This window comes from Chryseobacterium sp. 2P (assembly GCF_059579425.1).
On sequence record NZ_CM184194.1, the window covers coordinates 34,759 to 54,731 of the forward strand.

The 19,973-nt window shown below is 35.5% G+C and carries 24 protein-coding genes; 9 read left to right on the forward strand and 15 right to left on the reverse strand.

What is annotated here, in order from left to right; genetic code table 11:
- The first annotated feature begins 3 nt into the window (after window positions 1–3).
- From AC52CF_RS00135 to AC52CF_RS00150, 4 genes are read left to right on the forward strand one after another with little or no spacing between them, the layout of a single operon-like run.
- A complete protein-coding gene (locus tag AC52CF_RS00135) occupies window positions 4–591 on the forward strand; it encodes a hypothetical protein (RefSeq protein ID WP_375180716.1) in 588 nt (195 codons plus the stop codon).
- Window positions 570–1,268, forward strand: coding sequence for a peptide chain release factor H (gene prfH / locus AC52CF_RS00140; RefSeq protein ID WP_214587613.1), 699 nt, complete (start codon window positions 570–572; stop codon window positions 1,266–1,268). Before AC52CF_RS00135 ends, prfH begins: the two co-directional genes overlap by 22 nt.
- Window positions 1,255–1,770 carry a tetratricopeptide repeat protein gene (locus AC52CF_RS00145; protein WP_214587612.1) on the forward strand — a complete coding sequence of 172 codons (516 nt, stop codon included), beginning with the start codon at window positions 1,255–1,257 and terminating at the stop codon, window positions 1,768–1,770. The genes prfH and AC52CF_RS00145 overlap by 14 nt, the downstream gene beginning before the upstream one ends.
- A 24-nt stretch (window positions 1,771–1,794) precedes the next feature.
- The gene (locus AC52CF_RS00150) at window positions 1,795–2,787 is read left to right on the forward strand and encodes an enolase C-terminal domain-like protein (RefSeq protein ID WP_214587611.1); all 993 of its coding nucleotides are present in this window, start codon (window positions 1,795–1,797) and stop codon (window positions 2,785–2,787) included.
- 179 nt (window positions 2,788–2,966) lie between these two features.
- Here AC52CF_RS00150 and AC52CF_RS00155 read toward each other — a convergent pair whose 3' ends face one another.
- Both AC52CF_RS00155 and AC52CF_RS00160 read right to left on the reverse strand, forming a co-directional pair.
- Window positions 2,967–3,257 carry a cytochrome C gene (locus tag AC52CF_RS00155; RefSeq protein WP_214587610.1) on the reverse strand — a complete coding sequence of 97 codons (291 nt, stop codon included), beginning with the start codon at window positions 3,255–3,257 and terminating at the stop codon, window positions 2,967–2,969.
- 19 nt (window positions 3,258–3,276) lie between these two features.
- Window positions 3,277–3,567, reverse strand: a complete 291-nt coding sequence (locus tag AC52CF_RS00160) for a c-type cytochrome (RefSeq protein WP_214587609.1) — start codon at window positions 3,565–3,567, stop codon at window positions 3,277–3,279.
- A 428-nt stretch (window positions 3,568–3,995) separates the two neighbouring features.
- Between AC52CF_RS00160 and meaB the strand changes: the two genes are divergently transcribed.
- Window positions 3,996–4,979 carry a methylmalonyl Co-A mutase-associated GTPase MeaB gene (gene meaB / locus AC52CF_RS00165; protein ID WP_214587608.1) on the forward strand — a complete coding sequence of 328 codons (984 nt, stop codon included), beginning with the start codon at window positions 3,996–3,998 and terminating at the stop codon, window positions 4,977–4,979.
- A 2-nt stretch (window positions 4,980–4,981) separates the two neighbouring features.
- Here meaB and AC52CF_RS00170 read toward each other — a convergent pair whose 3' ends face one another.
- Window positions 4,982–5,527, reverse strand: coding sequence for a DUF4251 domain-containing protein (locus tag AC52CF_RS00170; RefSeq protein WP_214587607.1), 546 nt, complete (start codon window positions 5,525–5,527; stop codon window positions 4,982–4,984).
- Between the two features lie 106 nt (window positions 5,528–5,633).
- Here AC52CF_RS00170 and AC52CF_RS00175 point away from each other — a divergent pair, with 106 nt between their 5' ends.
- Both AC52CF_RS00175 and AC52CF_RS00180 read left to right on the forward strand, forming a co-directional pair.
- Window positions 5,634–6,440, forward strand: coding sequence for a M48 family metallopeptidase (locus AC52CF_RS00175; protein ID WP_214587606.1), 807 nt, complete (start codon window positions 5,634–5,636; stop codon window positions 6,438–6,440).
- 91 nt (window positions 6,441–6,531) lie between these two features.
- Window positions 6,532–6,849 carry a hypothetical protein gene (locus AC52CF_RS00180; RefSeq protein WP_214587605.1) on the forward strand — a complete coding sequence of 106 codons (318 nt, stop codon included), beginning with the start codon at window positions 6,532–6,534 and terminating at the stop codon, window positions 6,847–6,849.
- Between the two features lie 39 nt (window positions 6,850–6,888).
- Here the strand turns inward: AC52CF_RS00180 and AC52CF_RS00185 are convergent, their stop codons facing one another.
- From AC52CF_RS00185 to AC52CF_RS00230, 10 genes are all read right to left on the reverse strand, one after another.
- Window positions 6,889–7,506, reverse strand: coding sequence for an outer membrane beta-barrel protein (locus AC52CF_RS00185; protein ID WP_214587604.1), 618 nt, complete (start codon window positions 7,504–7,506; stop codon window positions 6,889–6,891).
- On the reverse strand, window positions 7,490–8,305 hold the full coding sequence (locus AC52CF_RS00190) for an ABC transporter ATP-binding protein (RefSeq protein ID WP_214587603.1): 816 nt from the start codon (window positions 8,303–8,305) through the stop codon (window positions 7,490–7,492). Before AC52CF_RS00190 ends, AC52CF_RS00185 begins: the two co-directional genes overlap by 17 nt.
- Window positions 8,305–9,057, reverse strand: a complete 753-nt coding sequence (locus tag AC52CF_RS00195; protein ID WP_235131997.1) for an MlaE family ABC transporter permease — start codon at window positions 9,055–9,057, stop codon at window positions 8,305–8,307. Before AC52CF_RS00195 ends, AC52CF_RS00190 begins: the two co-directional genes overlap by 1 nt.
- 106 nt (window positions 9,058–9,163) lie before the next feature.
- Window positions 9,164–10,534, reverse strand: coding sequence for an exopolysaccharide biosynthesis polyprenyl glycosylphosphotransferase (locus tag AC52CF_RS00200; protein ID WP_214587601.1), 1,371 nt, complete (start codon window positions 10,532–10,534; stop codon window positions 9,164–9,166).
- A 42-nt stretch (window positions 10,535–10,576) separates the two neighbouring features.
- A complete protein-coding gene (locus AC52CF_RS00205) occupies window positions 10,577–11,206 on the reverse strand; it encodes a 7-carboxy-7-deazaguanine synthase QueE (protein ID WP_496517702.1) in 630 nt (209 codons plus the stop codon).
- A 6-nt stretch (window positions 11,207–11,212) separates the two neighbouring features.
- Window positions 11,213–12,097 (reverse strand): bifunctional 5,10-methylenetetrahydrofolate dehydrogenase/5,10-methenyltetrahydrofolate cyclohydrolase, encoded by an 885-nt coding sequence (locus AC52CF_RS00210; protein ID WP_087708212.1) that lies wholly within the window; start codon window positions 12,095–12,097, stop codon window positions 11,213–11,215.
- A gap of 31 nt (window positions 12,098–12,128) precedes the next feature.
- Window positions 12,129–12,419, reverse strand: coding sequence for a type II toxin-antitoxin system RelE/ParE family toxin (locus AC52CF_RS00215; RefSeq protein ID WP_108410135.1), 291 nt, complete (start codon window positions 12,417–12,419; stop codon window positions 12,129–12,131).
- Entirely contained in the window at window positions 12,409–12,627 is a 219-nt protein-coding gene (locus AC52CF_RS00220; protein WP_056010943.1) for a hypothetical protein, read from the reverse strand. The genes AC52CF_RS00215 and AC52CF_RS00220 overlap by 11 nt, the downstream gene beginning before the upstream one ends.
- A gap of 44 nt (window positions 12,628–12,671) precedes the next feature.
- Window positions 12,672–14,312: a glucose-6-phosphate isomerase gene (pgi, locus tag AC52CF_RS00225; RefSeq protein WP_336731705.1), complete on the reverse strand. Its 1,641-nt coding sequence runs from the start codon at window positions 14,310–14,312 to the stop codon at window positions 12,672–12,674.
- Between the two features lie 139 nt (window positions 14,313–14,451).
- The gene (locus AC52CF_RS00230; protein ID WP_214587596.1) at window positions 14,452–15,324 is read right to left on the reverse strand and encodes a hypothetical protein; all 873 of its coding nucleotides are present in this window, start codon (window positions 15,322–15,324) and stop codon (window positions 14,452–14,454) included.
- A gap of 135 nt (window positions 15,325–15,459) precedes the next feature.
- Between AC52CF_RS00230 and AC52CF_RS00235 the strand changes: the two genes are divergently transcribed.
- The gene (locus tag AC52CF_RS00235) at window positions 15,460–16,890 is read left to right on the forward strand and encodes a glycoside hydrolase family 125 protein (protein ID WP_496517703.1); all 1,431 of its coding nucleotides are present in this window, start codon (window positions 15,460–15,462) and stop codon (window positions 16,888–16,890) included.
- A gap of 75 nt (window positions 16,891–16,965) precedes the next feature.
- On the opposite strand, the gene AC52CF_RS00240 is transcribed toward AC52CF_RS00235, so the two are convergent.
- Window positions 16,966–17,874 carry a DUF4349 domain-containing protein gene (locus tag AC52CF_RS00240; RefSeq protein WP_214587594.1) on the reverse strand — a complete coding sequence of 303 codons (909 nt, stop codon included), beginning with the start codon at window positions 17,872–17,874 and terminating at the stop codon, window positions 16,966–16,968.
- 206 nt (window positions 17,875–18,080) lie between these two features.
- Between AC52CF_RS00240 and AC52CF_RS00245 the strand changes: the two genes are divergently transcribed.
- Window positions 18,081–19,439 (forward strand): acyl-CoA dehydrogenase family protein, encoded by a 1,359-nt coding sequence (locus tag AC52CF_RS00245; RefSeq protein WP_375180718.1) that lies wholly within the window; start codon window positions 18,081–18,083, stop codon window positions 19,437–19,439.
- A gap of 111 nt (window positions 19,440–19,550) precedes the next feature.
- On the opposite strand, the gene AC52CF_RS00250 is transcribed toward AC52CF_RS00245, so the two are convergent.
- The gene (locus tag AC52CF_RS00250) at window positions 19,551–19,928 is read right to left on the reverse strand and encodes a DoxX family protein (protein ID WP_076393792.1); all 378 of its coding nucleotides are present in this window, start codon (window positions 19,926–19,928) and stop codon (window positions 19,551–19,553) included.
- Window positions 19,929–19,973: the final 45 nt, after the last annotated feature.

A 19,973-nucleotide genomic window follows, 5' to 3' on the forward strand; every position in this document is an offset into this window, starting at 1 on the left:
GAAATGAAAAAAATATACAAACAGGAACATTTCAGATATTACGAAAACCTTCTCGTAGTCTGTCCGGATTGCGGTGAAGATGCTGTCGTGGAAAATGAACACAATTATAAACAGGCAGTTCTGAAATGCAGACATTGCGATTTACAGAAGAATGCATTAGATCTTGTGGTGTACAAAGCTTTTGTCAATCTTTACTGCCCGATTTGTGCACATCCCATTCGTTATGAGCAAGGCAACTTAAAAGAAAAGCCTAAAATAAGTAATGTAAAATGCGATGAATGTGATTCTCAATTTCAAATTCAGCCAAAAACTGAAAAGTATTTGAATTCTTTTCCCAAAGAAGAAGGTTTAATTCACGATCCTGTTTTCGGTTGTCCGTATTATTTTCAGACAGATTTTAAAGGGAAATTATTCTGGGCGAGAAACAGAGAGCATCTGTTGGAAATGGAGAATTATGTTTCATCAGATTTAAGAACAAGATTACCTTACAGAATGCGAATGGTAGAAAGATTACCGACATTTATTAAAGAAGCCAAAAACAGAGAGGCAATTTTAAAAATTTTACAAAAATGGAAAAACTCATACAAATAACCTCAGGAAGAGGACCTTTAGAATGCCAATGGGTGGTGGCAAAAGTTCTGAAACACTTTCTTCAAGAGGCAAAAGATAACAATATAGATTACGAAATTATTCACCGTGAAAATGGCGATGAAAACCTCACGTTAAAATCGGTGACTTTGCTTTTACAGTCAAAAAATCTTAATGGATTTTTAGATAGCTGGTTAGGAAGCATTTGCTGGATCGGGAAAAGTACATTCCGGAAATTGCATAAAAGAAGCAATTGGTTTATTGGCGTTTTTGAACTGGAAGGATTGGAGAAAATCAATTTTAATGAAAAGGACATTCAGTTTCAGACAACCAGAAGTCAGGGAAGCGGCGGACAAAACGTAAATAAGGTAAATACCGCAGTTCGAGCAACGCACATTCCGACAGGACAAAGTGTTTTCGTTCAGGATTCGCGTTCACAGTTGGAAAATAAAAAACTTTCGATTGAAAGACTTAAAGCAAAAGTCCTGGAACAGAATATCATCCAGCTTCAAAAGAGAATGCAGGAAACTTGGAATAACAATCTGAATGTTCAGCGTGGAAATCCGATTCGTACATTTTCCGGAACCGACTTTAAAAAGAGTTATGAAGACAAATCATTCAAAAAACAGAGAAGTCAACTGAAAAACGAATTAAAAAACTACAAAAATGACCTTAACTAAAAATAAATACTATTTTGAGGCTTTAGACAATTACCCGTACAGTTTGCCGGAGTGTCTGGAAGCATTAAACTATGCGTTGTCTTATGATCCTGAAGATGCAGACAGTCTGTGTCTGATGGGAAGAATATACAGCGAAATGTTATTCGATTATGAAAAGGCAAAGCTGTACTTTGAAGAAGCCATGCAGTGTGACGTGACGAATCTTAATACACCGCAATATTATATTAAATGTCTTCTGGACAACGAAGATTATCAGGAAGCAGAAAAATTGATCGATTTTTCATTGAAAATCAAGGGAATTGACAAAGCAACCTTATGGTTTTACAGAGCTTTACTTTCCGAAAAAAGAGGAAGTTTTGCCAATGCTTTGAAATTTTTAGATGAATCTGCAAAATACTGTTTTACAGAATACAGTTTGAATGTGGTGAAAGACCGCAAGAAATTCGTCAAATCAAAAATGCCGAGAAAAAAGAAAACTAAAAAAGAGAAGGAGACAAAATAAGTCTCCTTTTTCGTATTTTTAATAATGGAATTAAGATTCGAACGCAGACTGTTATATTTAAAAGAAACATTTTCAATTGCTTATGGAAACTATGATAAGAGGGAAGCCTTGCTCATAGAATTATCTCATCAGAATTGCAAAGGTTACGGAGAATGTGTAACCATCGATTATTACAGGATTGATCTTCAAAGTTTTGTTTTAAAATTAAAAGAAATTCAGATTCTCATTGAAAGTCAGGAGATAATTCATCCAAAACATTTTTTTACATTTTTATCGAATTTAAATCTGCCTCCGTTTTTACTTTCTGCATTGGATTGTGCGTATTGGGATCTTTTCGGTAAGCTGGAAAACAAAAGTTTTATTGAATTAAATCATCTTCCGTCAGATAAATTAGTTGAAAGTTCCATTACCATTTCTGTTGGTGAAATCGATCATCAGATTGAAAAAATCGAAAAAAGCTCATGGAATAAATTCAAAGTAAAATGTAAAGGCTTAAATAAAAATGATGTTGAAAAACTATTACAGTTAAACCGAAATATTGCTTTAGATTCCAATGCAAGTTTTACGGATGAAGATTGCATTTGGCTTCAGAATAATCCTGAAGTTCAAAAATTTTCTTATCTCGAGCAGCCAAGACCAATCAATAATTATAAAATTTTAGAAAAAGAAGGTTTTGCAAACTGGATGGCAGATGAAGATTGTCAGAATTTAGAATCATTAGACAAATTAACTCCCTATTATAAAAGCATCAATATCAAATTAATGAAATGTGGCGGGCTTACTCCTGCATTGGAAATGACCAGAAAAGCCAGAAAATTAGACTACAAAGTCATGATTGGCTGCATGACGGAATCTACCGTCGGAATTTCTGCTGCCTGCAATCTAACCGCACTTGTTGATTATGCCGATCTGGACGGCGCGAATTTAATCTCAAATGACTATGCGACAGGAAGTTTCGTTAAAAACGGAAAAATTATTTTATCTACAAAATCAGGTTTAGGAATTGAAATTAAATAAGTGAACAATAAATCGTCAATCCGCTTTGCTTATCAATTTTTTCTCTCAGTGCTTTCATTCGCTGAGTGAAACGCCTTTGCGAACGAAAAATAAACAGATTAGAAATCAAAAAAACTTCGCGCTTTTTGTGTTAAAAATATAAAGAAGAATCCAAAATAAAAATAGACTTCATGTGAAGCCTATTTTTTGTTTGCTGAAATTAGATAATCATAAACCATTTGATGCTGGTCGTCACTCAGTTTAGCTTTAGGAGCCATTCTGCTGAGCGTATTGATCCAGCCCTGATCGTCGTGTTTTGCAGGATCAGGCAATTTATGACATCTGTTGCAGGAGTTTTCAAAAATTGTTTTCCCCTGTGCCAATTGTTCGGATGAAGTATATTTCGGTCCTGTTACCGCTGTACTTTTTGGTCCGCAGGAAATTAACATTCCCGCAACGCTTAAAACAATACCTAAAATCAGTTTCTTCATAAAAATATTTTGTTGTGATTTACTTTTTAGCAGATACGATATAATCGTAAACCCACTGATGCTGTTCATCTGTAAGCTTCGCTTTCGGCGCCATCGAATTCATAATTCCTACCCACTGAACCGAAGTATGAGAAGCCGGACTTGGTAATTTGTGGCATCTTCCGCAAGAGTTTTCGAAAATTGTTTTTCCTTGTGCAATTTGTTCTGCTGTAGAAGTGGAAGCTACGGGAGTGGCTGCTGTGGAAGCTTTTGGAGTACAGGAAGCCAGTAAAACGGCAGCAAATGATGCTACAGCGATAAGTTTTTTCATGTTTTTTAACTGTTTATTCAAACAAATGTAGGAAATTCCCGTTTCCATTGATGAAATTGCACATAATTTAGAAGAAATAAAAATTACAAAACCAACTATAAAGAAATTCCCCTCCTCTGGAGGGGTGTCAAAAATTCGGAAGAATTTTTGACGGGGTGGTTAGAGTAAATTAGATTCTAAATATTTTATTTGAAGCTTTTTCCCGCTTTCCGTACTCGCTATTTTATGAATTCGGCGGCAGCGAAGCTGCCGCCGAATTCATAAAATGAGCTCAGACAAAACTCCAATCGGGGCTAGGTCAGAGTTTACTTACAATATTTCTGATCATTGTAATGAAAACCAAATCTAAAAAAACTCAACTTAAAAAATTCCGCAATCAAATACATTCCCTCTTGACCGTTCCCGTTTAATTGTCTATTTTTGAAACAATGAAATTTTCTACAGAAGAGCTAATAGAAGGAATAAGATCGGGTAATAAACGCCTGGTCGCAAAAGCCATAACATTAGTTGAAAGTAAAAAAGCCGAGCACAGAACACAGGCAGAAGAACTCCTTAAACAAATTATGCCTTTCACGGGAAATTCGGTTAGAGTAGGAGTAACAGGTGTTCCGGGAGCCGGAAAATCTACATTCATTGAAAATTTTGGGAGACTTGCCATTGCCAATGGTAAAAAAGTAGCGGTTTTGGCTATAGATCCGAGTTCAGCCATCAATAAAGGAAGCATCTTGGGCGATAAAACCCGAATGGAAGAACTTGCCAAAGAAGAGAATGCATTTATACGACCTTCTCCAAGTTCAGGATTTTTAGGCGGAGTTGCCAATACCACTTTTGAAACCATGATGATCTGCGAAGCAGCAGGTTACGATTATATTCTCATCGAAACCGTTGGAGTAGGGCAGTCTGAAGTTTTGGTTGCCGATATTACGGATGTCTTTTTATTCTTAAAAATAATTGGCGGCGGAGATGAACTTCAGGGCATCAAGCGCGGAATTATGGAAATGGTAGATGTTATTTTCATCAATAAAGTCGATCAGGATAATCTTCAGAAAGCCAAAAATACCAAACTGGAATTAAAAAGAGCCTTAGATTTTATTCCGCCAAAAGAAAAAGACTGGAAAGTGCCTGTTTTACTGGGATCCGCTTTAAGCAATGAAGGTCTGAATGATGTTTTCGAAAAGATCAATGATTTTATAGATCTTAAAAAGAAAACCAACCGCTTCGAAGAAGTAAGAATTCAACAGGCAGAAAAGCGTTTTGAGTATTGGGTTCAGGAATATATTTTAACAATGATGAAAAAAAATAATTCTATTGAAGAAGCCTACATTCAGCACAAAAAAAATGCTTCAGCCATGATTTCTAATCCCAGTACCGAAGCAAAATTATTTGTTGAAAAATTTTTATCTGAGCAGTAAAATTAAAGCTTTTCTTTCTGCACTTCATTTTTTGTAATGTATCCGTCGTAAGAAATCGGCTGTCTGTCGTTGCTTCTGATGGATGTAAATGCTTTTCCGTTTTTGAAAACCTCAATATTAATTTCATCTACCGAGCTCTGGTCATTTACTTTAATTTTGATGAGCGATTTTCCTCTCTTTCCTTGAGATTTAGTCACTGTAAAATCTTTTGAAGTAAATCTGTAACTGTTTTGGGTGGTGTTTCCATAAGTAGGGTTAAAAACTCTTCCGAAATAAGGAAGCGTTACTTCAAGCTTATCCTTTCTCAGATCAATAGAATAATTACTTCCCGAAAGATCCAGAATTCTGGTTGCCGTAGCATTCGGCATAGAGCTCATAATGTTGATAACGTCATAATTGGTAGGTGTTGCTCTTTCTGCACGGAAAGAAAAATCATCAGAATTAATAAGAGCTGTTACACTCTGAGAATCGGTAGCGGTTTGGGAAGAACAGTTCTGGAAGATCATCAGAAATCCAAAAATACATATGATTGAAATATACTTTTTCATGTTACTAAAATAATTGTTAAATTTAGATAGCAAATTATATGCAAATATATTCTTTAAAATTATTTTGGAACAAAAATTGTAAAGGTTGAACTTATACACTCGCACTATGAAAATAAAACACATTTTTGGAATCGGAGCCGTAGCTCTGTCGGTCGCTGCCTGTACTACAAACCCTATTACGGGAAGATCTTCTCTGCAGTTGGCAAATAACTCGGAAATTATGACCATGTCTGCTCAGGAATACAAAACAACACTAGGAAAATCCAAAGTGATTTCCGGAACTGCAGATGCAAAAAGAGTGGTAAGTGTAGGTTCCAGAATAAAGTCTGCTGCCGAAAGATATTATCAGCAAATTGGGCGTTCTGCAGATCTTGCGAACTACAAATGGGAATTTAATCTTCTTCAGAGTAACGAACTGAACGCATGGTGTATGCCGGGCGGAAAAGTTGCCGTTTATACAGGGATTTTACCGGTTACAAAGAATGAAAACGGACTGGCTGTCGTAATGGGACATGAAGTTTCTCACGCTTTGGCAGGACATGGAAATGAGAGAATTTCTCAGGCTATGATTGCACAGTACGGCGGACAGATTTTGGGAGGATCTATCTCAAATTCTCAGTGGGCAAGTGTTTTTCAGCAGGTTTACCCTATCGGTTCTCAGGTAGCCTTATTAAAATACGGAAGAAATCAGGAGTCTGAGGCAGATCAGATGGGATTATATCTGATGGCAATGGCTGGTTACGATCCTAGAGAAGCAATCCCGTTCTGGAACAGGATGGAAGCTGCATCTACCGGAGCCAGACAACCGGAATTCCTTTCTACTCACCCTAATCCTGAGACAAGAATTTCAGATATTAATAAAAACCTGCCTAAAGCTTTGGAATATTACAGGGCTGCAGGAGGTAAAATGTAAATTATACAAAATTTTAATCTTGAGTAAAGCCTTGTTGAATTTTAATAAATTTGATAGGGCTTTTTAATTTAAACCACTTAAACACAACACTATGAAAAATTTAACCATTATCGGACTTGTGCTGTTAGCTTTGTCTATACTGCTGTTTTATTTAACATCTAACAATTTTACAATAAATGATCTTCAGATGTCTCATATCATGGGAATTCTGGGGGGAATCGGAATTGGTTTGATTATCGGAGGAATGGTAGGCTATGTAAGTAAAGGAAGTGCGATAAAAGCTGAGCAGAAAAGAAAAGAATTTAAGCAATTGCAAAAAGATAAAGAAGATCTGGAAAAACAGGCGGCAGAAATTGCAAGACGAGAAGCAGAACTTCGCAGTCGTGAAAATCAAAATCCTCAAATCTAATGATCTGAGGATTTTTTATTAAGTTATTATTTTCGTCAGTTAAAATTTATATCCGACACCTACCATAAATAAATTCGGTCTGTTATCATATCGGATTTCCTGTCCGGAAACTTTGTTGATAAAATTTCTGGAATCTTTACTGAAAGCGCCTTCATATCTTGCATTCACAAGAAATTTTTTAATTTCCAGCTGAGCTCCAAACTGGTAACCTACTGTAAAATTGTCTTTTGCGTTTTCCTGAAAATCGTTATAAGTATTTTCTTTACTCAAATTATAGCTCGCTACCGGACCTGCATACACTCCCAGAAAATCACCTAAAACTTTATGCCCGATTAATACGGGTAAGTCCAGACGGTTATTTTTAATATCGAAAGTGGTATTTGATGCAGGATCTGTAAAATCACTTTTAAAAGTAGTGTAATACAATTCCGGCATTAGAAAGAACGAGGCAGGAAGATTTGCCTTTAAAGAAAGACCAATATTGAAACCTACATTATTTTTGCCTTCTCCTTCAATTGCCTGATTTACGGTTCCTTTAATATTTTTCCACGAAGGAGAACCTGTAGGAAAAATCAAATTTGCTTTTCCTGCAAGAGAAATCTGCGCGGAAGCCAACATAGAAAAACCTATTAACGCTATACTAAATGCCTTTTTCATTATCTTCTATTTTTGTAATTGTGTTATCAATCGTTTTATTATTCTCAAGCAGATATTCTCTCAGTTCTTTAAATAACTCTGATGAATAAACGAAATCAATGAGATTTTTATTGCCTGCCGTAATCAGAACATCCTTATTTCCTTCCCATTCTTTGATACCAAGCCTCAGATAAACAATTTTCTCGCCAATTGTCATTACAGAATTCATATCGTGGGTATTGATAATCGTTGTCGTGTTATATTCTTTGGTAATTTCGAGCAGAAGATCATCAATTACATTAGACGTATAAGGATCAAGGCCCGAATTGGGCTCGTCACAGAAAAGATATTTCGGATTATTTACAATAGCTCTTGCAATCGCCACACGCTTCTGCATTCCTCCGGAAATTTCAGATGGAAATTTTCGGTTGGCTTTATCCAAATGCACTCTTCCGATAACATCAAACACCCTTTTTTTCTTTTCTCTGAATGTTAAATTTGTAAACATATCCAGCGGAAACATAATATTTTCTTCCACCGTTAAAGAATCAAATAGGGCACTTCCCTGAAATACGGTTCCGATTTCTGAACGAAGATGTTGTTTTTCCTCACGCGTCATTACGTTAATATCTTTTCCGTCGAAAAGAATTTCTCCCGATGTTGGCTGATAAACATTCAATAAACTTTTAAGGAAAACCGTTTTACCGGAGCCACTCTGTCCGATGATTAAGTTTACTTTTCCTTTATCAAAAGTGGTTGAAATTCCTTTAAGTACTTCAACTTCATCAAAACTCTTTTTAAGATCTTTTACCTCAATCATCAGCTTAAAATTAATTGGGTTAATAACAATTCCGAAAGGATAATAAATACCATTGTCCAGACTACAGCCTGTGTACTTGCTCTACCAACTTCCAGCGATCCTCCTTTCACATTATATCCGAAATAAGAAGGAACTGTTGCAATGATAAAGGCAAAAACAATAGTTTTGGTAAATGCATAATAAATAAACAGATTAGGCATATACATTTGGATACCCACAACATAATCGTTTGTCGTCCAGTTTCCCGTTAAAATTCCTGCAATATATCCTCCTGCAATACCAAAAACAATACTAATGGCAATTAATAAAGGATTAAAAATTACACAGGCAATAATTTTAGGGAAAATCAGAAAGTTGGGAGAATTTACTCCCATAATATCCAAAGCATCAATCTGTTCGGAAACTCTCATTGTTCCGATACTGGAAGCAATGTAAGAGCCTACTTTTCCGGCTAATATCAGGCTGATAATAGTCGGGGAAAATTCCAGAACCAAAACCGCTTTCGTGGCATATCCTACGAAAGAAGGAGGAATCGGGAAAGATGAAGCATCGAAGTTATTGAACATCTGGATCGCAACAACTGCTCCCACAAATATTGAAGTGAAGATCACCAACCCAAAAGAGTTGACTCCCAAATCGTTTATTTCTCTCATAAACAGCTTCCAGAAAACCCTCATTTTCTGAGGCTTCTGAATAGATTTACCAAGAAGAAGGATGTATTCTCCTACAGCTGTAAAAAACTTTTTTAACATTCTGCTAAATTAGACTTTTTTTATTGAATTAGATTGAAGTTGAGACCCGAACGAAGCCTCACTTTCAACATTAAATTTTAGTATATCACAATGTAGACCAAAAACATTATTTTGCATTTTTATCTCCTGTAAGAACCAGCAAAACTGTTTTTAAAATAATCACAAGATCCAGCACAAAACTCCAGTTTCTTACATAGAAGGCATCTGCTAAAACCCTTTTGTTCATTTCCACTTCCACATCTCCGGCATCTCCGCGAAGTCCGTTTACCTGAGCAAGACCGGTAATTCCGGGACTTACAAGGCTTCTTAAACTGTATCTTCCGATTTTAGGTTTGTAATAATCGTCTACAGCCAACATATGCGGCCGCGGTCCTACAATCGACATTTCACCTTTCAGAACATTTATAAACTGTGGCATTTCATCCAGACTTGTTTTTCTTAAAAATTTCCCGATCGTTGTAATCCTTGAATCATTCTCTGAAGTGGTTTTCGTGGAAGATTCATCATTCACAACCATGGTTCTGAATTTAATACATTTAAAAACTTCTTCATGAAAACCATATCTTTCCTGAATAAAAAAGACGGGACCTTTCGATGAAGACCGTATTAAAATGGCGATAATCGGAAAAAGCCACGAACAGACTCCCACCAAAATTATTACCGAAAAAATAACATCAAAGGTTCTTTTCAGTAAAAAATTGGAGTAGTAATCGAGAGGATATTTTGCCTGATTGAGAATCGGCTGTGTCTGAATATAGCCAATATCATACAGAAAAAAATTATTCTGAATAATACTCGGAATCAGAGAAATATGCACTTTGTTGGCTTCAGCCAATTTAAAAATTTCCCTTTCCTGCTTTTCATCATATCTGTTTTCAGTCGGAATAAATAAAGTATGAATTCCGTTTGTCTTCCAGAAATCAATCAGTTCCTCAGCATTTATTTCTGCATTTTGATAGTCGAAAATTTTATAACCGTAATCTCGCCTATCCTTTAAAATATTCTTTAAAACTTCCGTAGAGCTGTTTTCACTCAGGAACATAACATTTCTGTGATTGATTCCGAGACTTCTGAAGTATTTAATTCCAAAATAAATCAAAGATTTCGCAAGGAAAATAAAGAAAAACAGATAAAACGAAAGCCAGTAAATATCCGAATTAAAAAATACATTGTAACTCACCTTTCCGATAAGAAAAACTCCCAGAATGAAAAGTAAAAAATGGATTAAAAGTCTTTCTAAAAATAAAGTATAGGTAAGATTTCTCGGGATATTATAAATCTTTGTCCTGCCGCTGAGAAGCATCCAGAACAGAAATAACAATGCCAGAGAAAATAAATTCTGATACCATGTTTCCTGATTGTATTTTAAACTTTCATTTCTGCTCAGAAAAAAGAATATAAAAATAGATGCAATAACCATAAGGTCAAGCAAAACGATGATCGATTTCAGGTATCTGGAGTATCGAATTCTCTGCATCTATAGGCAATTACGGATACGAAAGGCTAAGTTACATATTTTTTATGGGATATTCAGATACTTATGGGTCTGAACTGATGCTCTCCACTCCGGATTTTCCAAAATAAAGTCTGTAATTTTAGGATACATTTCATCCCTTTTGCTCCATTCGCTCTGAAGATACAATGTGCAGTTTTCCGATACCTTTGCAGCCTGTTCCTGAGCGAATTTAAAATCATTATTGTTGAAAACAATGACTTTCAGCTCATGTGCTTTGGTATAAATTTCTTCCTTCGGAAGTCCGGTTTTCTTTGGAGAAAAGGTAATCCAGTCGATTTGTCCGCTCATCGGATAAGCTCCCGAAGTTTCGATATGGATGGAACAGCCTAATTCTTTTAACTTTCCGGTTAAAATATCAAGATTCCACATCAGAGGTTCTCCTCCTGTTAAAACGATTGTTTTACAATGTTTAGCTGCGGTTTCTGCAATGTTTTCCGCATTCATTAAAGGATGGAGATTCGGATCCCAGCTTTCTTTTACATCACACCAATGGCAACCGACATCGCAACCACCTAATCTGATGAAATAGGCTGCTTTTCCGGTATGCGCTCCTTCTCCCTGAAGAGTGTAAAAATGCTCCATTACAGGGAGCATTTTACCTTCTTTTAATAATATTTCTTCTGTTAAATTCATTTTAAATTAGTCGTTATAGACCGAAGTTTTATAAGCAATGATGGTGTTTTTCATCAGCATCGCTCTCGTCATAGGTCCTACTCCTCCCGGAACCGGCGTGATCCAGCTTGCTTTCGCAGCACAGCTGTCGAAATCTACATCACCCGCCAAATAGTATCCTTTCGGAGAATCGTCGTCTACTCTTGTAATACCAACGTCCACAATTACAGCTCCGTCTTTAATCATTTCACCTTTTAAGAAATGAGGATCGCCTAAAGCGGTAATTACGATGTCTGCTTTTTTAGTATATTCTTCGATGTCTTTTGTATAAGAGTGCGTTAAAGTTACCGTAGAATTTCCCGGGAAATCTTTTCTTCCCATTAAAATACTCATAGGTCTTCCTACAATTTTACTTCTTCCGATGATAACACAGTCTTTACCTTTTGTTTCAATATTGTATCTTTCCAATAAGGTCAAAATTCCAAACGGTGTTGCAGGTAAAAAAGTATCCATTTCCAAAGCCATTTTCCCGAAATTTTCAGGATGGAAACCGTCAACATCTTTTCTCGGATCGATTGCGTTAATAATTTTTTCCTGATCAATCTGTTTTGGCAAAGGCAACTGAACGATAAATCCGTCCACTGCTTTAGATTTGTTTAATTCGTCGATTTTTTCCAATAATTCAGATTCAGAAACGGTGCTTGGAAATTTAATTAAGCTTGACTGAAATCCAACCTCTTCACAATCTTTCACCTTTGCATTTACGTAAGCCTTACTCGCCCCGTTGTTTCCTACAAGAATCGCTACCAAGTGCGGAGCCCTTCTCTTGTTGGCAAGAATTTTTTCTACTTCAGCCTTAATTTCCTGTTTTATTTCTTTGGATACTTTTAATCCGTCAAGAATTTGTGCCATTTTTACTTTATTACTTTTTATTAGATTTTTTTTATGGATATTTTTCCGGATTCTGGTGGGTGCAGAAAACGGAGAGGATATAAATCATTTTTTCATCTTCACTAATTTCATAGAAAATAATGTAAGGAAATTTCTTTACAGTGAAAGCTCTTACATTTCTGTGTCTTTTCTGAAAATACGGATTTGTAATTATTCTATCAATTGCCAGATCTAATTGTTTATTGAAGTTTTTTAAAACTTTGACCGAAATGTCAGCATAATACTTTGTTGCTTCTTCAATGTCTTTTTCGGCAGTGGGCAAGAATTTATAATTAAAGTCCATATTTAGCTCTGATTCTTTTTAAAGATTCTTTGCCATCTATTGCTTTTGATCTGTCTTGTTTTAAAGCTTCATCAATTACCCTTTTCATTTCATCCGTCAGCTCAAAATCATCCTCATTTTTTTCAAAGCTGATTTTCATCTTTTTCAAAAGATTTTCCATTAAAGTTTCTTCTTCTTTATTTTTAAGATGAATGGTAATAGTACTCATATCTTTGTATTTTTAATCAAAATTAATGAAAATCAGCAATAATTTTATTTGTTTGCTTTATAATAATTAATCAATCCGTTGGTTGAAGAATCGTGAGAATTAACCGTCTCATTATTTTCAAGTTCCGGTAAAATTTTATTCGCTAAAACTTTTCCTAATTCTACACCGAACTGGTCGAAACTGAAAATATTCCAGATTACCCCCTGAACGAAAATTTTATGCTCATATAACGCAATTAACTGTCCTAATGAAAAAGGAGTTAATTGGTTGAATAATATTGAGTTAGTGGGTGTATTTCCGTGGAAGACTTTATAATTTAATAAGAATTCAATTTCTTCTTCAGATTTTCCTGAAGCTTTTAATTCTGCTTCTACTTCTTCTTCCGTTTTCCCAAATGCAAGAGCTTCAGTCTGAGCGAAAAAGTTCGCCAATAATTTATCCTGATGGTCAGAAACTTTATTCGGGCTTTTTGCATACGCAATAAAATCTGCCGGAATCAATTCTGTTCCCTGGTGAATCAACTGATAGAAAGCGTGCTGTCCGTTTGTTCCCGGCTCTCCCCAGATAATCGGTCCGGTTTCATATTCTACAAATTCCCCGTTTCTGTCCACACATTTTCCGTTACTTTCCATATCACCCTGCTGAAAATATGCCGGAAAACGGTCTAAATACTGAGAATACGGAAGAATCGCATGAGTAGTTGCTGCATAGAAATTTCTGTACCAGATTCCGATCAGTCCCATTAACACAGGAATGTTTTCTCCAAAATCTGCCGTCTGGAAATGTTGGTCTGTATCGTAAGCTCCTCTTAATAATTGTTCAAAATTTTCATAACCCACTGCAAGAACGATACTTAAGCCAATCGCACTCCAAAGCGAGTATCTTCCGCCAACCCAATCCCAGAATTCGAAAATATTTTCCTCTGCAATTCCGAAGTCTTTAACTGCCTGAACGTTAGTAGATAAAGCGACAAAGTGTTTTGCTACATCTTCCTGTTTTCCGGCTTTTAAGAACCAGTCTTTCGCAGAATTGGCATTCGTCATTGTTTCCTGTGTCGTAAACGTTTTGGAAGCAATGATAAATAAAGTGGTTTCAGGGTTTAAAGTTTTCACAGTTTCCGCCAGATGATTTCCGTCTACATTGGAAACAAAATGAACGTTTAACCTTGTTTTAAAATGCTTCAGAGCTGAAACTACCATCACAGGTCCCAAGTCTGAACCTCCGATTCCGATGTTCACCACATCTGTAATTTCTTTTCCGGTAAAACCTTTGTGATCTCCCGAAATAATGCTTTCGGAAAAAGATTTCATATGATCCAGAACTCTTTTGATCTGAGGCTTGATATTTTCGCCGTCAACCAGAATTTCTTTATCTGAAAAATCCCTCAAAGCAGTATGAAGAACAGCTCTTCCTTCCGTTTCGTTAATTTTATCTCCCGAAAACATTTTAGAAATCGCATCTTTCAGCTCGCATTCTTCTGCAAGATTTAAAAGTAGATTTTTTGTTTTGGAATCAATTAAATTTTTAGAATAATCAAACAAAAAATTAGGTCTTTTGATTGAAAATTCATTAAAACGGTTCGGATTGTATTGGAAAAGGCTTCTTAAATCGAAATCATTGTTGGCAAATTGTTCGTCAAGCGCTTTCCAGCTATTGGTTTGAGTAGGATTTATTTTTGATAGCATATCTTTAGAAATTAAGGTTTTGTGACTTCGGATTCAGGATTATTGAATACCAAATCCTCGTGCAAAATTATTGATTTGCAAATTTACGGAATTTTAGTTCAATCGTATTAATGGATGATTAAAAATCAAGTATATGAGCTTAATTTGTAATTTCAATTTCCATTGACAGATTATGAGCATTAGCAAATTTATAATGTTGATTATTGGAAGACTGAATGTTATCCGAAGTCCTCCCAAAAGTATTTCCTGATGAAGAGCTATAACCAAAGAACCATGGATTTACGCGGTCAACAATTTTGTTCCTTTCTTTTGTTCCGTCAGAATGAATAACAGTTATTTTATCCTGATAATGATTTTGTTCATTCATAATCCATTCAACACCAATGAATAAACCTTCTTTTGGAAATGTAACAGGATTCTTAGAAAAATCTATCTCTGTAATGTTTTTTCCTTTTTTGCAGGTTACAACAATATTTTTAAGTTTTTCAGTTCCTGTATGGCCTTCCACATTTTCATACATAACCAGATTGAAAACCGCATCCTGTTTTGTTTTTTTTACATCTGTAAGTATTTTAATCTTTTTGATAAATTTTTTTTCTGTTTTATCTTTATTGGCAAAAAAATTAAGAACTTCCCACGTTCTTAGTCCGGACATAAACCCAAAATTATCTTCTTTAAGGCTTCCGATAATATAGCTTTGCGTAAACTTAGGTTTGGAAATTTCTACTCCTTCTATATCTTTGAATTTTGGTTTGAGAAAATAAATATTATCTTTTTGGGAAATATAATAGTTTTCATACCCAAACGATTCAATGTGATCAATTTCTTCATCTTTTTCCAAGGTTACATCTCCATTTTGTTCTGTATTTTTATAATAATCTTTTCCTTTTAAAATAATTTTAGCGTAAGGAACATTGGTTTTATTTTCGGCATCTAAAACTTTAATTTGAGTTTGGGAAAAGACTGTTGTTGAAAGTAAAACAAATACAGAAAAATTAATTTTTTTTAACATGAGCGGTTATTATTTTCTTCTTAACGGAATCTTATCAGATTTATTGAGATTTCATAATGTTTCTTCGATAAAAATTAGTTTAACACTTTATTCAAATCGTAAAATCACTACTTTTAATAAAATTTTCATCAGACTATGGTTAACAGAAGAGAATTCATAAAAAAATCAGGAGCAGGAATTGGTTTCTTTGCGATTCCCAATTCTGTACGATTTATATTTTCAGACGAATATATTTCCAAAAGACCTCCAATGAGCGAGAGAAAATTTACTTCAGTAGCTGTTGAAAAAACCATTAAAGCCATCAAAAAGTCAATTGCAGATGAAGAATTGGCGTGGATGTTTGAAAACTGTTTCCCAAATACACTTGATACAACCGTAAAATTTTACCGGAAAAATAATAAACCTTATACCTATGTTATCACGGGAGATATTGATGCGATGTGGCTTCGTGATTCTTCGGCGCAGGTTTATCCGTATTTAAGTCTTGCCAATGAAGATGAAAAACTGAAAAATCTTCTTAAAGGCGTCATTAATAAGCAGGTTGAATGCGTTCTTCTTGATCCTTATGCGAACGCGTTTTTCGATAATTCAGACAAAATAAGCGAATGGAAAGACGATTCAACGCAAATGAGACCCGGAATTCATGAAAGAAAATGGGAGATCGATTCACTTTGCTATGTCATGAGATTATCTTACAATTACTGGAAAATAACAGGAGATTCTTCCATTTTTGATTCCGACTGGAAAAAAGCGATGCTTTTAATTTTACAGACTTTTAAAGAACAGCAGCGAAAAGATTCAAAAGGTCGGTACAAATTTCAAAGATCCAATGGAAATCCTTTGGATACACAATTTGCAGGAGGCTATGGAAATCCTACAAAGAAAGTGGGGCTGATTCATTCAATGTTCAGACCTTCGGATGATGCGACTTTTTATCCGTTTTTAATTTCTTCTAATATGTTTGCGGTCGTTTCTTTGAGGGAAACTGCGGAAATTTTTTCTGAAATTTTTAAAGATGAAAATACCGCCGCTCAGTTTAAAAATTTAGCTGAAGAAGTGGATGAAGCCATTCAGAAATATGCAGTTTTAAATCATCCGACTGCCGGAAAAATTTACGCCTTGGAAATCGACGGTTTTGGAAATGCTCTTTTTATGGATGATGCCAATGTCCCGAATTTATTATCCATTCCGTATTTGGGTTACAGATCCAAAGAAGACGAGATCTATAAAAATACCCGAAAATTTTCTTTAAGTAAAGCAAATCCTTGGTTCAGTGAAGGTAAATTTGTCAAAGGAATTGGCGGACCGCACATCGGAGAGCATAAAATCTGGCCTTTAGGTTTGATTATGAAGGCTTTGACAACGGATGATAACGAAGAAATTGTATCCTGCCTTAAAATGCTGAAAGCCACACATGCCGGAACCGGATTTATCCACGAATCTTTTGATGTAGATAATCCGAAAGATTTTACAAGATCATGGTTTGCGTGGGCAAATACATTGTTTGGAGAATTGATTTTATATCTCCATAAAACAAAACCTGATATCCTGAAAAGAAAGTTTTAAACATAAAAACCTCCGGATTTACCGAAGGTTTATTGTAAAATTTAAAATATATATAGATAACCGAAGTTAGGATCGCTAAATTTCTGTACTAGGCTGTTTTTTTGCAGGTTTTCTTTTTCTTACAAAATAAACAGCGGCAATTCCGATTAATACAATTGGCCAGACTGTGATGAGTCCTACTACAATTTTCTGGATCAGATAATATCCTTCCACAAAAGCTGATTTTGCACTGTACAGAAAATCAAATTTGTACTTGTCGTCTATGCTTTGTGTATTGGTAACAGCGATTTCTGCTATTCGTATTTTGGGTTCTTTAATGTAAATGTCAACAGTGCTGTATTTCAGCATATCGGTCATATTCATGCTTTCCAGTTGCTGGCTGTTTCCTTCCTTCATATTTTCATCGCTCATGGTTACTTTGTCTTTATTTACTTTCATCTGAGCAATATTGTCGGTTGTTTTTTTGTTTCGCTGAGCTTCCAGAGCAGAATATTTAATATTTGCCGTTACATCTTCCGCATGAATCGATCTTGCATTCAGGAACAGTTTTTTATTGTTAATTAAAGTCAGCAGTTCGCCCAGTTTTTCTGTGGGAACTCTTACCTGCATGGCATTTTCGGACTGGTATTTTTTTATCAGCATTGCCTGTTCGTCTGATGTGTTGTAAGTTTCTTCAGAAACCACGTTGCTTTTTAGGTCGCTGTGTGTTACAAATCCACCCAATTCCTGAACCGATTTTTCGATTGAAATTGTTGCTTCGTACACATCTTTCACTTCCATATTTACATCTGCTGTTTTAATGAACTGTTTGTCTTCTACCTTCATCGTTGCAACAGAAGAAACGCTGTCTGAAGTTATTGCTGCTGCGGAATCTGCGGTTGCATATTTTTCCAGTTCTGAAGAAGAAACTTCTCCTTTTTTACATGAATAAAACCCTAATAAAATTGCTGTTGCGATGGTGAGTCTGATGTACTTCGTTTTCATAGATATAGATTTTTAATGTTTTGCTTATTCCAAAGTTCAGACAGAATCATTTGTAATATTTGAAAATGAAACGTAAAAATTCTGTAAAGAAAAATTCCATTTTAATTATTTGAAATTCAGTATTTTGTAAATTATTAACGATTTGGATACCCTATTTTCGGAGTAATTTTTGCTGTTCTTTTACAAATCAAACACAACAAATTATTATGTCAAATACTTTTTCCAAAATCCGAAACGCCATAGAATTATTCAGATCCATAGATTTTGATCAGTTAAGTTCAATTTCTCAAAAGGTAAATCTTCCCAAGCTGATGGAAAATTTCTCCAAATTAGATGATAAACAGCTTAACGGAATGATGAAAATGCTCGATCCTCACAAAAAGAAAAAGGAGCTTCCCGAAATTGACGGCGATTTTTACGATATATATCACACATTAAGCCCTGAACAGCGTGAAATTCAGTTAAAAGTGAGAGCATTCATGGAAAAAGAAGTTAAACCACTTGTTAATCATTATTGGCTGAGAGATGAATTTCCGCATGAATTAATCCCAAAATTTCAGAAACTGAATATCTGCGGAGTCACTTACGAGGGTTACGGCTGTCCCGGAATGCCTTTTTTAATGGAGGGCGTTATTGCGATGGAAATGGCTAGAATTGATGCTTCCATTGCTACCTTTTTCGGAGTGCAGTCCGGTTTGTCGATGGGTTCCATTTATATCTGCGGTTCAGAAGAGCAAAAACAGAAATGGCTTCCTCAGATGCAGAGATTTGAAAAAATCGGAGCTTTTGGATTAACAGAACCTGAAGTTGGCTCCGGAGCTGCAGGAGGATTAACGGTTACCTGTAAAAAAACGCCGGAAGGCTGGATCCTGAACGGACAGAAGAAATGGATCGGAAATGCAACATTTGCGGATTTAATTATTATCTGGGCAAGAGATTTAGATGACGGCGAAGTGAAAGGATTTATTGTAGAAAAAGACAATCCCGGATATTCCGTTGAGAAAATCAAAGGGAAAATGGCGTTGAGAATTGTTCAGAATGGTTTGATTACGCTGAAAGATTGTTTGATAACAGAAGAAAACAGACTGCAGAATGCCAATTCTTTTAGAGATACCGCAAAAGTACTGCAAATGACGAGAGCCGGAGTTGCATGGATGGCAACAGGATGCGCAAGAGGAGCGTACGAAAGTGCACTGGATTACACAAGAAAAAGAGAACAGTTCGGAAAACCGATTGCTTCTTTCCAGATGATTCAGGGACATTTGGTAGAGATGCTTTCCAATCTTACGGCAATGCAGACCATGGTTTTCAGGCTTTCTGAAATGCAGGATGCAGGAATTTTAAAAGACGAACACGCTTCTCTGGCAAAAGTTTTCTGTACCATGAGAACCAGAGATATTGTTTCCAGAGCACGGGAAGTGATGGGCGGAAACGGAATTCTGCTGGAATATGATGTCGCAAGATTTGTAGCCGATGCGGAAGCTATTTATTCTTATGAAGGAACAAAGGAAATCAACTCCCTTATCGTAGGAAGATCAATTACAGGTTTCAGTGCATTTCTATGATGATAAAAGTGAATGATCAATGGTCAATTCACTTTGCTTGTTAATTTCAAAATTCACTTGTGAAGCAAAATTCACTTGTGAAGCAAAATTCACAAGTGACCCTTCAATCTTTTATTTCACTAAGGTTTTATATTTTTCTTTATTGTCGATAATCATCCAAAGATTGATAAGGAAAAGAACTCCGGCAATTGACATTCCCATGGGAGATTTGTCTAAGGTGAAGATATGGCAGACAATTCCGATCATTACGGGAAGAATAATAATGGCGCCTAAAGCTCTCGTTTTAGGAAAAATAAAAAGTAGACCGCCTATAACTTCGACTACTCCTGTAAGCGGCATCAGCCAACTGATTTCTCCAAATGCGGCAAAAAGTTTCATTTGTTCGGGAGTAGGCTTTTCCATCGGCATATAATTGAAGAATTTATTTAATCCGGCATTGATAAACATTAATCCGAAAAGAAGAGACAGGATAAATTTTACGATTTTCATGTTTTCATTTTTTATTAAAGTTAAATAAAAATACAATTGGCTGAT

Excerpts from the sequence above, each read along its gene's own strand:
- AC52CF_RS00210 (WP_087708212.1), bottom strand. The coding sequence starts at position 12,097 with ATGGCACAAATTCTTGACGGATTAAAAGTATCCAAAGAAATAAAACAG.
- AC52CF_RS00230 (WP_214587596.1), bottom strand. The coding sequence starts at position 15,324 with ATGTTAAAAAAAATTAATTTTTCTGTATTTGTTTTACTTTCAACAACA.
- AC52CF_RS00245 (WP_375180718.1), top strand. The coding sequence starts at position 18,081 with ATGTCAAATACTTTTTCCAAAATCCGAAACGCCATAGAATTATTCAGA.
- AC52CF_RS00215 (WP_108410135.1), bottom strand. The coding sequence starts at position 12,419 with ATGGACTTTAATTATAAATTCTTGCCCACTGCCGAAAAAGACATTGAA.
- AC52CF_RS00175 (WP_214587606.1), top strand. The coding sequence starts at position 5,634 with ATGAAAATAAAACACATTTTTGGAATCGGAGCCGTAGCTCTGTCGGTC.
- AC52CF_RS00145 (WP_214587612.1), top strand. The coding sequence starts at position 1,255 with ATGACCTTAACTAAAAATAAATACTATTTTGAGGCTTTAGACAATTAC.
- meaB (WP_214587608.1), top strand. The coding sequence starts at position 3,996 with ATGAAATTTTCTACAGAAGAGCTAATAGAAGGAATAAGATCGGGTAAT.
- AC52CF_RS00180 (WP_214587605.1), top strand. The coding sequence starts at position 6,532 with ATGAAAAATTTAACCATTATCGGACTTGTGCTGTTAGCTTTGTCTATA.
- AC52CF_RS00135 (WP_375180716.1), top strand. The coding sequence starts at position 4 with ATGAAAAAAATATACAAACAGGAACATTTCAGATATTACGAAAACCTT.
- AC52CF_RS00160 (WP_214587609.1), bottom strand. The coding sequence starts at position 3,567 with ATGAAAAAACTTATCGCTGTAGCATCATTTGCTGCCGTTTTACTGGCT.
- AC52CF_RS00220 (WP_056010943.1), bottom strand. The coding sequence starts at position 12,627 with ATGAGTACTATTACCATTCATCTTAAAAATAAAGAAGAAGAAACTTTA.
- AC52CF_RS00250 (WP_076393792.1), bottom strand. The coding sequence starts at position 19,928 with ATGAAAATCGTAAAATTTATCCTGTCTCTTCTTTTCGGATTAATGTTT.
- AC52CF_RS00190 (WP_214587603.1), bottom strand. The coding sequence starts at position 8,305 with ATGATTGAGGTAAAAGATCTTAAAAAGAGTTTTGATGAAGTTGAAGTA.
- AC52CF_RS00240 (WP_214587594.1), bottom strand. The coding sequence starts at position 17,874 with ATGAAAACGAAGTACATCAGACTCACCATCGCAACAGCAATTTTATTA.
- AC52CF_RS00205 (WP_496517702.1), bottom strand. The coding sequence starts at position 11,206 with ATGAATTTAACAGAAGAAATATTATTAAAAGAAGGTAAAATGCTCCCT.
- pgi (WP_336731705.1), bottom strand. The coding sequence starts at position 14,312 with ATGCTATCAAAAATAAATCCTACTCAAACCAATAGCTGGAAAGCGCTT.
- AC52CF_RS00170 (WP_214587607.1), bottom strand. The coding sequence starts at position 5,527 with ATGAAAAAGTATATTTCAATCATATGTATTTTTGGATTTCTGATGATC.
- AC52CF_RS00155 (WP_214587610.1), bottom strand. The coding sequence starts at position 3,257 with ATGAAGAAACTGATTTTAGGTATTGTTTTAAGCGTTGCGGGAATGTTA.
- AC52CF_RS00185 (WP_214587604.1), bottom strand. The coding sequence starts at position 7,506 with ATGAAAAAGGCATTTAGTATAGCGTTAATAGGTTTTTCTATGTTGGCT.
- AC52CF_RS00150 (WP_214587611.1), top strand. The coding sequence starts at position 1,795 with ATGGAATTAAGATTCGAACGCAGACTGTTATATTTAAAAGAAACATTT.
- AC52CF_RS00195 (WP_235131997.1), bottom strand. The coding sequence starts at position 9,057 with ATGTTAAAAAAGTTTTTTACAGCTGTAGGAGAATACATCCTTCTTCTT.
- AC52CF_RS00235 (WP_496517703.1), top strand. The coding sequence starts at position 15,460 with ATGGTTAACAGAAGAGAATTCATAAAAAAATCAGGAGCAGGAATTGGT.
- AC52CF_RS00200 (WP_214587601.1), bottom strand. The coding sequence starts at position 10,534 with ATGCAGAGAATTCGATACTCCAGATACCTGAAATCGATCATCGTTTTG.
- prfH (WP_214587613.1), top strand. The coding sequence starts at position 570 with ATGGAAAAACTCATACAAATAACCTCAGGAAGAGGACCTTTAGAATGC.